General features: G+C 43.5%; 12 protein-coding genes. 7 read left to right on the top strand and 5 right to left on the bottom strand.

Features of this window, described 5'->3' with window-relative positions; genetic code table 11:
• The first annotated feature begins 127 nt into the window (after positions 1-127).
• A complete protein-coding gene (locus AC59IL_RS16425; protein ID WP_496553252.1) occupies positions 128-754 on the top strand; it encodes a LysE family translocator in 627 nt (208 codons plus the stop codon).
• A gap of 393 nt (positions 755-1,147) precedes the next feature.
• Positions 1,148-2,005: a hypothetical protein gene (locus tag AC59IL_RS16420; RefSeq protein ID WP_496553251.1), complete on the top strand. Its 858-nt coding sequence runs from the start codon at positions 1,148-1,150 to the stop codon at positions 2,003-2,005.
• A 188-nt stretch (positions 2,006-2,193) separates the two neighbouring features.
• Here AC59IL_RS16420 and AC59IL_RS16415 read toward each other — a convergent pair whose 3' ends face one another.
• Positions 2,194-3,519, bottom strand: coding sequence for a 4Fe-4S dicluster domain-containing protein (locus AC59IL_RS16415; protein ID WP_496553250.1), 1,326 nt, complete (start codon positions 3,517-3,519; stop codon positions 2,194-2,196).
• 125 nt (positions 3,520-3,644) lie between these two features.
• On the opposite strand from AC59IL_RS16415, the gene AC59IL_RS16410 reads away from it, so the two are divergent.
• The gene (locus tag AC59IL_RS16410) at positions 3,645-4,139 is read left to right on the top strand and encodes a phosphoribosyltransferase family protein (RefSeq protein WP_496553249.1); all 495 of its coding nucleotides are present in this window, start codon (positions 3,645-3,647) and stop codon (positions 4,137-4,139) included.
• Between the two features lie 54 nt (positions 4,140-4,193).
• On the opposite strand, the gene AC59IL_RS16405 is transcribed toward AC59IL_RS16410, so the two are convergent.
• Positions 4,194-5,243, bottom strand: a complete 1,050-nt coding sequence (locus tag AC59IL_RS16405) for a DUF2279 domain-containing protein (protein WP_496553248.1) — start codon at positions 5,241-5,243, stop codon at positions 4,194-4,196.
• Positions 5,244-5,436: 193 nt separating this feature from the next.
• Between AC59IL_RS16405 and AC59IL_RS16400 the strand changes: the two genes are divergently transcribed.
• From AC59IL_RS16400 to AC59IL_RS16390, 3 genes are all read left to right on the top strand, one after another.
• On the top strand, positions 5,437-7,170 hold the full coding sequence (locus AC59IL_RS16400; protein ID WP_496553247.1) for a phospho-sugar mutase: 1,734 nt from the start codon (positions 5,437-5,439) through the stop codon (positions 7,168-7,170).
• Positions 7,171-7,319: 149 nt separating this feature from the next.
• Entirely contained in the window at positions 7,320-7,841 is a 522-nt protein-coding gene (locus AC59IL_RS16395) for a GNAT family N-acetyltransferase (protein ID WP_496553246.1), read from the top strand.
• 133 nt (positions 7,842-7,974) lie between these two features.
• Positions 7,975-8,526, top strand: a complete 552-nt coding sequence (locus AC59IL_RS16390; protein WP_496553245.1) for an OmpH/Skp family outer membrane protein — start codon at positions 7,975-7,977, stop codon at positions 8,524-8,526.
• A 103-nt stretch (positions 8,527-8,629) separates the two neighbouring features.
• Here AC59IL_RS16390 and AC59IL_RS16385 read toward each other — a convergent pair whose 3' ends face one another.
• From AC59IL_RS16385 to AC59IL_RS16375, 3 genes are all read right to left on the bottom strand, one after another.
• Positions 8,630-9,145 carry a hypothetical protein gene (locus AC59IL_RS16385; protein ID WP_496553244.1) on the bottom strand — a complete coding sequence of 172 codons (516 nt, stop codon included), beginning with the start codon at positions 9,143-9,145 and terminating at the stop codon, positions 8,630-8,632.
• 79 nt (positions 9,146-9,224) lie between these two features.
• The gene (locus tag AC59IL_RS16380; protein WP_496553243.1) at positions 9,225-10,418 is read right to left on the bottom strand and encodes a Gfo/Idh/MocA family protein; all 1,194 of its coding nucleotides are present in this window, start codon (positions 10,416-10,418) and stop codon (positions 9,225-9,227) included.
• A gap of 89 nt (positions 10,419-10,507) precedes the next feature.
• On the bottom strand, positions 10,508-11,767 hold the full coding sequence (locus tag AC59IL_RS16375) for an MFS transporter (protein WP_496553242.1): 1,260 nt from the start codon (positions 11,765-11,767) through the stop codon (positions 10,508-10,510).
• A gap of 197 nt (positions 11,768-11,964) precedes the next feature.
• On the opposite strand from AC59IL_RS16375, the gene AC59IL_RS16370 reads away from it, so the two are divergent.
• Positions 11,965-12,450 (top strand): MarR family winged helix-turn-helix transcriptional regulator, encoded by a 486-nt coding sequence (locus AC59IL_RS16370; RefSeq protein ID WP_496553241.1) that lies wholly within the window; start codon positions 11,965-11,967, stop codon positions 12,448-12,450.

Here is a 12,450-nt window from a genome sequence, read left to right as displayed (position 1 = left end):
AGTTCAACAGAATTATTATTACACGGAAAGATTCACCTAAAGAACCACAAACCCCGTCCGACCGGGTCATCCGGGCGGGCATAAACCACAAACTTCAAACTGTTTCAAACTGTTTCAAACTGAATTAATGAAACTACTACGCATTTTCGTTACGGGCATGTTCATTAGCTTCCTGGGCACGCTGCCGCTGGGAACGTTGAACGTAGCGGCTATGCAGATATCCGTTAGCGACGGCATACGCCCGGCCCTGTATTTTTCATTGGGTGCATTGCTGGTAGAGATCATTTATGTGCGCATTTCGCTGGTGGCGATGGACTGGGTTCGAAAACAAAATAAACTCTTCCGCCGGCTCGAATGGTTTACGGTATTTATCATTGTGGCGCTGGCAATATTCAATTTTATAGCAGCGTCGGGTACGCATCAAACCAAAAACGTAATTCTTTCCCATACCATACATCGCTTTTGGCTGGGTGTTGCCATGAGTGCGGTAAACCCGGCCCAGATACCCTTTTGGTTTGGCTGGAGCACCGCCCTGTTCACCAAAAAAATACTGCACCCCCGAAACGATCACTATAATGTGTATATAGCTGGTATTGGCATTGGCACCTTTATGGGGAATGCTATATTTATATTCGGCGGTCAGCTGATCGTTAATAAGCTCAATGCGCATGAAAGCCTCATCAGCTGGATCATCGGAGGTATTTTTGCTGTTACGGCTGTTATTATGACCTGGCGCATTGTAAGAAAGAAATAGGCCATTTGTTCGGGTCTGATTAAGGTCTGAACCGGGTCTATGCCGGGTCAAAGTCGCAGCTTGTTCGCAAATTTGCGAACAAACCCTATAGCAGTCCCAATGCAATCCCGAACAAATCCAGGAGAAAGAAGTCAGAAGTCGGATGTCGGATGTCCGATGATTGTAATCGGATGAGGTGCGAATAAATAAGGAGGATAAATTATCGGGTTCAATCTGACTTCAAACTTCCGACCTCAGACTTCAGATTTACATCAGCAGCCAATTCGCCCCTCACTATCAATATATTATAAGATTAAATAATTTTCCCTTCCATCAAACACACCAAAAAATTCTGCTATACGTTTTAAACCCTAAAATCAATAACCGGTCTGACCGTAAATTAAAACGTACCCCATGATTAAAAAGCAAACCCTTACCTTAGGCGTAATCGCTTCATTATTAATTACTTTCTCGTTTATTGGCTGTAAAAAAGACGCAAAATCCGACACAGATACCACATCTGCCACGGATAATTCAATGGCTGAATCAAACTATAACGATGTAAATACCATGGTCGATGCTTCTGCTTCGGCAGGCACCAGCTTTAGCTTCAGGTTAGCTACCAATAATGATGGTACAGCCCGTGTTGAAAACATTTTTGGCGGCTGCGGCAGCGTTACCGTTGATACCGTAAGCACTACCCGCACCATCGTTATCGACTTCGGCACCAGCAATTGTTTGTGTATTGATGCCAGATACCGTCGTGGTAAAATACTGGCCAGCTGGACCGGCAAGTACCGCGATTCGGGCACTGTGATTAACATTACTTTCGATAATTACTTTGTAAACGATAACCAAATCAAAGGAACTCATAAAACAACCAACCTGGGTAAAAACGCATCGGCCCACCTGGTGTATAAAGTTGAAGTAAACGGACAAATAATTAAAGCCAATAGCGGCGGTACCATTACATGGAACTCTACCCGTCAGCGCGAGTGGGTTGATGGCGCTTCAACACCGTTGAACCTTCTTGATGATACTTATTCAATAACCGGTTCTGCCAGCGGCACTACTGCATCGGGCGTATCGTATACCATCAATATTACACAGGCTTTGGTTCGTAAAATGAGTTGCAGATGGTTCGAAAGCGGTAAGGTGGAAATTACACCCAATGGCGGTCTTACCCGTACACTGGATTATGGTAGCAGCGGTTGCGATGCCAATGCAACGGTAACTATTGCCGGCGTATCGTTCCCGATTGTATTACTATAAGTCCTGAGCGTAGTCGAAGGACTGTTTTAAATCCTGAGCGCAGTCGAAGGATTAATGTTTCTTCCCATAGCTCATAATAAGTTTTATTTGATGAGGGCCCTGCACGCAAGTGCGGGGCTTTCCTTGTTACCGGATACCGGTTTCCGGGATCCCGGTAACCGGTAACAGTAAATTGGGAACCGGAATCTTTACTTCGAGCTCAGCTCTTCCACCCATTTATCCCTGTCATCAGGACTAAACTTCCATGGCGCAAAGTTGTTTTCGATATTGCTGAACATCGCATTCCATTCCTGCGGGGCATTGCTTTCTTCCATAACGAGAGAGCGGCGTAGTTCGAGGATAATTTCAAGCGGACTAATACTTACCGGACATTCCTGCACACAACTATTGCAGGTAGTGCAGGCACGCAATTCTTCAACAGTAATATAATCGTGTAAAAGTGTTTTGCCATCATCTTTAAATTCACCGTTTGTATCAATATTACGGCCTATATCTTCGACCCGGTCGCGTGTGGCCATCATGATCTTGCGGGGCGATAATTTTTTACCGGTAATGGTAGCGGGGCAGGCCGCACTGCACCGGCCGCACTCGGTACAGGAATAGGCATCCATTATATTGCGCCAGCTAAGGTCGGTTACTTCTTTGGCGCCGAATGTAGCAGGTGGCGCAGCATCGGCAGGAGCCAGTTCGGGCTGCATGGCATACAGCACTTCGTTTTGAATGGCCGGCATATTGTTTATTTTACCCATTGGCTGCAGCCGGGTATAATACGCATTGGGAAAAGCCAGCATAATGTGCAGGTGCTTCGAATACGGTATATAATTTAAAAAAGCAAAAATACCTGCAATGTGCAGCCACCAGCAGGTTCTTTCAATACCAACCAGTGCACTGCTGCTAAACTCGCCCAGCAGCGGATGAAGCAGGGAAGAAAACGTAAAATTGCCGGTAATGTGTTCGGCATAATGCGAATACCCTCTTTGTTGCAGCATGGTATCGGCCGAGTTCATGGTCAGAAAAAGGGTCATCAAAACAATCTCGGTGATCAGGATATAATTTGCATCGCTGCGCGGCCATCCGTTCAGGTCGGGGCTTGCCAACCGTTTTACCTTCACCACATTTCTTCTTATAAGAAATATTACACAGGCTAATAATACGGTTACTGCCAGAAATTCAAAGGCATCGATAAGATAGGGATATATTGCACCACCAAAGCCTGCAAAGATCCGGTGCGTGCCAGCTACACCGTCGATGAATATTTCAAGCACTTCGATATTAATGATGATAAAACCCGCATAAATAAAAAAGTGCATAACGGCAACGAGCGGGTTACGGAACATTTTCTTTTGACCAAATGCAAGCAGCAACACATTCTTCCACCGTTCGCCGGCCCGATCGTTATAGGGCGCATCTTTACCTAATAAAATATTACGGCGTATGCTCATGATCTTTTTACTGAAAAGCCATATGGCAACCGCCGCTAAAATGATGAACAGGATCTGTGGTATATATGACATGAAGCTAAGGTAATTTGAAAATGTGATAATTTGAAAATTTGAAAATGTGCAAATGCGGAATCGAAAGAACCACAAACTATAAACCACAAACCACAAACTTTAATTAGATTTGGCCAAAAAAATTAATGGCGCGAAATTATATTCTTGATGAAGGTACGGTAGCCCGGAAATTGCAGCGTATTGCCTATGAGATCATAGAAAACAACCTCGATGAACAGCAGATCATTCTGGCCGGTGTACGTGAAAATGGCAGCACCATTGCCCGAAATATTCAAGGTATGTTGCAGGCAATTAGTAAAGTTTCGATTGAACTGATAGATATTTCGCTCGATAAAAAATCGCCCGGTGAAATTACCCTTAGCAAACCCATGGATTTTACCAATAAAGTAATTATTGTAATCGACGATGTGGCCAATAGCGGTAAAACCATGTTATATGCCATAAAACCCTTTCTGGCTTATTTGCCCAAAAAAATTCAAACACTGGCGCTGGTTGAACGAACCCACAAAACCTACCCGATTGCCACTGACTATGTAGGTTTATCTGTAGCAACCACCCTGCAGGAACATATTTTTGTTGAGGTGGAAGGGGAAGTTGTAAAGGGTGCATATATGGAGTAATATCAAAGTTACCAGTTACCGGTTACCAGGTACCCGGAATCCGGTAACCGGCAACTAATAGTATAACGCATGCAACTTCAGCTTGCCTTTCGAATTTAATTCAATAGCCGGCGCAGGGATCTTTACCATATTGACAACTGAAAAAACAGTTTTCAGGAATTTACTTTTTGTTTTAATACGGGTAAGATCAATATCGGGCGATAAAAAGAAGCGACGCACCCGTGGAATATCGAACCGGTTAAATGCATTGCCCTGTTTATCGATCCAGGCATTGGTATAACCGCCCAGCATGCCGTCGCTGCTGTATCCGGCGGCAATATTCAGCCAGGCAGGCCATGAAGAACCTTCAAAAAATGCATGTACATTAGCGCTCAGCCAATAGGTTTGCGAGTTATAATCCTTCAACATTCTTTCGGGCAAACTTTTCCCAAACAACTGGTTTCGCCGGGTAACCAATTCGGGACTTCCATATTCATATGGCCAATAACTTAATTTGATCTGAATGCGTTGTTCCTTCCAGGCCAGTTGCTGCACCACAAAAGAGGCGGCGCCTACGGTATTGGCCGTCATATCGCCCCAGCTAAAACCCCATTCGCTGCTGAATCCGTCCTGTATTTCAATAATGCTTTGGTATGCCAGTCCGCTGATGCCCCCCAGCCAGATGCTTGTTTTTTCATTCAAACCGCTCCATTTCCACAAACCAGACGACAGGCGACTGATCTGGTAGGCCGTCCAGGTATGACCGGCCTTATCCATCTGGTTCCATTCGCCGTTGTCGTTAAAAAAGTGAAACGATTGCTTCGGGTAACCGGCATACCAGGCTTTATTTAAGGCGATGTAGGAGCCGGTCCATAAAGCGACATGGGTTCCGGCAATCAGCCAGAAACGGTTTTTATTGAGCGAATCGCTCACTGCCGGGTTATGAAACTGCGGGAAGCTGAAGGGGTGAACCGGGGTGCGGCTATTCACATTGCCCATTGCCCATTGCTCATTGCCAGTTGTATTATCCTGGGCACAGGATTTTGTATCAAATCCTGCAAACAGATAAAGGGCGAACGCTATTTTTAAAAAGAAAAAGAATGATTTTTGGATTCGAACAATCACAGTAATGATTTATGATGATAAATCGTGAAAAGTAAAACGTGAAATGTGAAAAAAACGCCTGAAAGGTAAATTTTCCCGGGTGGTTCCATTTGCCGTTTCACGTTTTCAGTTTCACGACAAAGTAATAAACCAATTGTCAAATCATAAAATTATATACCTTCAAACCTTCAACAATAACATCAAATTGAGTACTATGGATGATGTAATTATGCAGCGCATAAAAGTTTGGAAAGACGGAAATTTTGACGAAGCTACCAAACAGGAAATTGCCAGACTGGAAAAAGAAAACCTGAACGAGCTGGCCGATGCTTTTTATCGTAACCTTGAATTTGGAACGGGCGGTTTGCGCGGTATTATGGGCGTAGGTACCAACCGCATGAACAAATACACTGTGGGAACGGCCACACAGGGCTTTGCCAATTACCTGAATCAAACATATCCCGGTGGTACTATTCGGGTTGCCATTGCACACGATAGCCGTAACAATAGCCGCCAGTTTGCTGAAATCACAGCGAACGTAATGGCCGCCAATGGCATTAAAGTATTTTTATTCGAAGCTTTACGGCCAACACCCGAACTGAGCTTTACCATACGTCAGCTGGGATGCCAGGGTGGTGTGGTATTAACAGCTTCGCATAATCCCAAAGAATACAACGGGTATAAAGCCTACTGGAACGATGGCGGACAACTGGTGCCGCCCCACGATAAGAACGTTATAAAAGAAGTTGAAAAAATTGCTTCGGTAAACGAAGTAAAATGGAGTGGGGGTGAAGCCAATATTTCGCTCATTAGCAAAGATATGGATGAGCAGTATATCGAAATGGTGAAAGGCCTGAGTGTGTATCCTGAAGTGATCACCCGCCAGCGCGATCTTAAAATTGTATATACGCCCATTCATGGTACCGGCATTACTCTGGTGCCCCAGGTGCTGGAGCGGTTCGGATTCGCCAATGTGCATATCGTTGAAGAACAGTCGAAGCCCGATGGTAATTTTCCTACCGTGGTATATCCCAATCCCGAAGAAAGTGAGGCCATGAGCATTGGCTTAAAAAAAGCCAAAGAGCTGGATGCTGATATCTTTCTGGGTACCGACCCCGATGCCGACCGCGTGGGCATTGCCATTAAAGACAAACAGGGCAACTGGGTGCTGATGAATGGCAACCAAACAGCCGTGCTGGCTTTCAACTATATTATTGAAGCCCGTAAAGCAAAAGGCATTGCGCAAAGCAACGACTTTGTGGTAAAAACCATTGTAACCACCGAAATGATCGACCGTATTGCGGCCGGTAACAGTGTTAAATGTTACAATGTACTCACCGGTTTTAAATGGATCGCCGAACTGATCAAGGAAAAAGAAGCCAGCGAAAATTATATTGTAGGCGGTGAAGAAAGCTATGGATTAATGATCGGTAACAAGCTGCGCGATAAAGATGCGGTTTCGGCTGTAGCCTTGTTGTGCGAAATGGCTGCCTACGAAAAAGACAAAGGCAAAACTTTATTCGAAAAGCTGATCGACCTGTATGTACAATACGGTTATTATAAGGAGCACCTGATTTCTATTACGAAAAAAGGCATGAATGGTCAGAAGGAGATCGCCGAAATGATGGATGGCTATCGCAACAACCCGCCGCAAACCATCAACGGATCGCCGGTAGTGCAGTTGCTGGATTATGAGCTGCGCCAGGGAAAGAATCTGCAAACCGGCGATGAGTGGGAAATAAAGCTGCCCAAATCGAACGTATTGCAATTTATACTGGCCGATGGCAGTAAAATATCTGCCCGCCCCAGCGGTACCGAGCCCAAGATCAAATTTTATTTTAGTGTAAATACAACCCTTGGCAGTGCCGTCGATTTTGATTCGATACAGGCGCACGGCGAACTGGATAAGCGCATTCAGGGCATTATTCAGGATATGAAATTAAAATAAATGCTAAACGCTGAACGCTCAATGCTTAACGCAAAACGCTGAAGGCGAATGTTTGCCTTAGCGTTTTGCGTTGCGCTTTCAGTATTAAGCTTTTGGCATTTAGCGTTCGGCATTATGCGTTTGGCGTTAGTTTGAAAAATAAATAAACTATGATTAGCATAAAACGGGCAACCGTTGATGACCTTTCCTATTTGCAACATCACTGTATTGAAGCTTATTCACAAAATTTTGCCAGCCATTGGGAAGAAGACGGATTGCAATTGTACCTTGATGCCTGTTTTGCAGAAGAACAATTGAAAAACGACTTGTTGAACCCCCACATACATTACTTTCTCGCCCAGGCAAACAATGGTGTTGCGGGGTTTATGAAAATCATCGAAAACAGCCTTTTGCCTGATACGCCACCCACAAAAGCGATTGAATTAGAGAAGATCTATATTTATCCCGCCTTTAAAGGAACCGGCATTGGCCACCAGCTTATGAACCGGTTATTTGAAGTGGCACAACAAACCGGCGCCGGAATGATTTGGTTAAAAGTAATTGAGCAAAATACGGCTGCGCAACAATTTTATAACAAACAGGGCTTTGAATACTACAAAAAAACAAGGCTCGATGCGCCTAAGTTTAAAGAAGCCCTTCGGGATATGTGGGTAATGATCAAAAAGCTTTAAAAGTAGCCCCGAATGGGCCTTTCGATAAGTTTGTACTACGTGAAAAACCTTAGTGAAATAAAAATTAGAATATCCTGGCTGCACACGCAGCGATTAACCCTATTTTTGCGACTCTATTTCTAAACCCACCAATATGAAAAGGCAATTTGTAGCAGTATTAGTAATCATTGGCATCATCATAGCCAACAATCTTCAGGCACAAACCAAAATCGGGTATGTTAGTTTGCAGGAACTGATCAATGTTATGCCCGAATATAAACAAGCAGCAGCTGATTTGCAGGAATACCAGAAAGCATTGGTTCAGCAGGGTAATGATTATCAAATGGAATTTTTTCGTAAAGACAGCATTTTTAAAGCAGATTCTATAAAATGGACTACTGCGATGAAAGAAGTAAAAAGAAAGGAACTGAATGAGCTGTATTTAAAATGGACCAATTTTGTGAATGAAGAAGGGCAGCAGTTGCTTAACAAACATGAGCAGGAGTTGCTGGCTCCTATTCAGCAAAAAGCAGTTCAAACTTCTCAGGCAGTTGCCAAAGAAAACGGGTACGCTTATATTCTGCCCAAAGAACAACTGATATCTTTCCCCGCCGCCGACGATATTTTACCGCTGGTGCTTAAAAAATTAAATATTACACCGCCCTCAGCCGCTGGTGCTACAACTCCGAAGACGGGAGGGAATTAAACCAAATAAACAAGCTATAACAAAAGGCATGGCAAAGAATAAATCTGAGCCATGTCTTTTCGTTTGTTAATATTATTTGCCTCTGATTTGTCTTTTTAAACAACTACCTGAAACGAAACTCTTCTACCTCGCTTATTACCTCGTTGTTAATTTTCAATGCTAACAGAACACCGGTAAGATTACCGGTTTGTAATTCTATTTCCTGTCCTTCCTGTAAAGAATCGAATACCTGTTGTGAAATCATCAGGTAGGTATTATCCTTAAAAGGGTGAAATAAAAGATATTGTTTATATATCGGATCATAATATTTTCGGGCACGAACTGCAGATAACTTTTTTTCGCCGGTTGCCTTTTCCTTTATGTAGGGCAATACTCTTTTTCTAAAATCAAGCAGGAGGAATACAATGAAAACGGTCGCGAAAAAAACAGCGACAATAACATAAATTTTATGGTATTCAATTAGGCCGATTTTACCCCCTACTCCTTTTTTTCTTCCTGTATAATTGGCTATTAACAGTGCTATAAAAAAAGGAAAATAAATGCGCAATAGCTCAAACCAGGATTTGTCTATCCTTGATTTTATTAATTTAATATCGTTGTCTGAGAAAGGTTCTGTCATAAACAATCAGTCAAAAAGCCGGAAAGAAAATTACGTTGTTGTTTAACTTTCTTTCCGGCTTTCGTGGCGAATAGGTGGGTCACTCCATCACTTTCTCACTGATCTTCCCCGTTTTCTTATTCTTCAGAATTACTTTTTTAGCGCCGTAGTGCGTTACTTCTTCTTTCACCAGGTAATGCTCGGCATCGTATTCGGTAAGATGACTATCTTTTGAAACGCCGGTTTTTCCGCGCCAGATGTCGAGTTTAACCGGCTCCCATAATTTGCTTTTGGCCGAGCGGTAAGCGGCGTCGAGAATGCAATTCACCACATAGCCATCGTAAAAAGTTTCTTTGGGAGCTGCGCCCTGCTCCATGGCATTGAACATATCCATGAACATATGGTTATAGCCCAGTTCATTCAGTTCGTCGCCTACCGGAAACAGCCAGCCGGTATTGCTTTCGGCTTTTTCGGCCACATAATCGGCCCCTTTACCTGTTGTGAACATATCGAAACCGGTGCGTAAAAAACTGTTTATCCAGATGGTGCCTTCAGAGCCCATTACTTCATCGCGCAAATCAAGACCACCGCGGAACGTCCAGCTAACTTCAAATTGCCCGATAGCGCCGTTTTCGTATTTCACCAGCCCGATTGCATGGTCTTCGGCGTCGATGGGTTTAACCTGTGTATCGGCCCAGCACATGACTTCAATGGGTTTAATGTCTTTACCAATATAGCTGCGGGTTATTTCAACACAATGACAGCCGAGGTCAAGTATGCAACCACCACCAGCCTGTTCAAGGTCCCAGAACCAGTCGCTGTGCGGACCGGGATGGGTTTCGCGCGATTTGGCCCATAAAATGCGGCCCAGGGCTCCTTTCTGAACACTGTCGAGCGCCTTTATAAATTTGGGTGTATAAACAAGATCTTCGAGGTAACCATTAAAAATGCCTGCTTTTTCAACGGCTTCGAGCATGCGCTTTGCTTCATCTCCGTTGCGGCCCAGCGGTTTGGTGGTCATTACCGCTTTTTTATGTTTGCAGCAAAGCATTACAGCCGCTTCGTGTAGGTTATTGGGCAATGCAATACAAACTATATCTACATCGGCGTGGGCAATGGATTCTTCCATATCGGTGGTAACATGAGGCACCTGGTAGTCCTGCGCAAACTTGCGTGCGCTTTCTTCACGACGCGAGTAAATGCTTACAATTTTATCGCGACTTCTGTATCCCTGTAACGAGTCGGCATAAAACCGGCCAATAAAACCGGAGCCGAGCATTGCAATACGTGCCATAGAATAGTTTGTTGTTTGAAGTTTGTGATTTGTGATACTACCTTATACTTCCTTAATCATGCATATTGTACCCTTAATCCTGTGTTTTTTTATACCATTTCAATCGGTACTTCTGCCACTGGTTCGCCGTTTTTTTGTTTGTCTTTAAAAGATAATACGAAGAACAGTAAAACAGCTCCCGCAAAGGAGGCAGGCAGCCACCAGAAACTTTGCCATTGTTGTAAAGTGAGGGCTTTGGCATTGCCCAGAAATTTATTAAATACTATACCGGCTGTTTGCGCTCCAACAAGCATACCTATGCCATAAGTAACGAACACAATTAATCCCTGTGCCTGCGCCCGGATAAGCGCGTTTGCTTTTTTATCTACATAAATCTGACCGGTTACAAAGAAAAAGTCGTAGCAAATGCCATGGAGGGCAATGCCTGTTAAAATCATCCAGCTTACCTGATCGGGAGCACCCAGGGCAAATAATACATATCGTAATACCCAGGCCAGCATACCGGCTGCCAGCATCCATTTAACGCCCAGTCGTAAAAAGAAGAATGGCATCAATACCATGAACAGGGTTTCAGAAACCTGTCCTACCGTTTGTATTGCTGCAATTTTTTTAAACTGTGCTGCCTCCAGGAATGTTTGTGTGAAATTATAGTAAGCCGCAAGCGGAATACAAATAAGAAAAGAACTGAAAAGAAAAATAAAGAACGATGAACTGCCGAGTTGTTTGAAGGCATCTATGCCGATAATACTGCGCGCCGATACTTTGCGGCCGGCGGCCGGCGGCGGTGTATTTGGCAGAAAAAAACTATAAATGCCAAGCAACAAACCCGAAATGGCCGTTAAATACAGCGGCAGGGCAGTTTCTTCGGGTTTAACTTTATCTGCTACAAAAGAGGGTAATACAAAACTGATGATCAAACCGGCAATGATCCAACCTACAGTGCCAAATACCCGAATTAACGGAAACTGTTTTTCCTGATCGCTCATTTTATGAAAACAAATAGTATTGGCAAGGCTCATAGTAGGCATATAGCAAAGGTTATGGGCCAGTAATAATAAAATAAAGGTAACCGGGTTGCCAACTGCCGAAGGTGCGAGGAACATAAAAACAGCTCCTGCAATATGCAGTGTGCCCAATACTTTTTGCGTGGCGAAAAAACGGTCGGCAATCAATCCTACAAAAAACGGCGCTATAATGGCGGCTATCGGATTTACTGTATACGGCCAATGGGTTAAGTTGGGCATATTGTGATTGGTCATATAAACCCCGATAGTAGTATACCACGACCCCCAGGTAAAAAATTCGAAAAACATCATCACCGAAAGTTGTACACGCAATGCTGATTTCATATTTGCCGATTATTTTTTGTAAGGAATGATTTGAATTTAGGTAAAACCCGCTAATTAACACGTATTAAAAAATGCACAATGCTATAGTATCAGCAAGATTGGAAATTACAACAAAATTGTATTAGCTAACCCCCGATTCATTTTTTTACCTGATATTTTTAAGTTCTGTACATTTGTATAAGTACTTATATAATTTTATGAGCTTTTACGAATCACTCGGATACCTTGTTTTCGGCAGCAGATTGCGACGACTGAGCGAAGCTTTTCTGGCCGATGTAAATAATATTTATGAAGCGCACGGATTGTCTTTCGATGCAGCCTGGTTCCCGGTTTTTTATATTCTGTCGGGGAAGGAAAGAGTATCGATAAAAGATATTTCCGATGAGCTGGGCATTTCACATTCGTCGGTTAGCCAGCTGGTGAGCAGTCTACATCAGAAAGGCTTTATAAAAACCACTACAGCCGGTGATGATGCGCGTAAAAAAGTAGTGGCCCTAACTGCAAAAGGAAAAAAATTACAGCAGCAGGTACAGCCTATCTGGGACGCTATAAAACAGGCTATGGAAGAACTCGCATTGGAAGGCATGCACAGCAAATATTTTTTAACCGCCATTGGTGAAATAGAACAAGGCCTTCAGCGCGAATCGGTTTTCGACAGGGTGCAACACAAACTGAACCATTAA

The organism is Niastella sp. sgz303648 (assembly GCF_059587045.1).
This window is presented reverse-complemented; position numbering and strand designations above follow the sequence as displayed.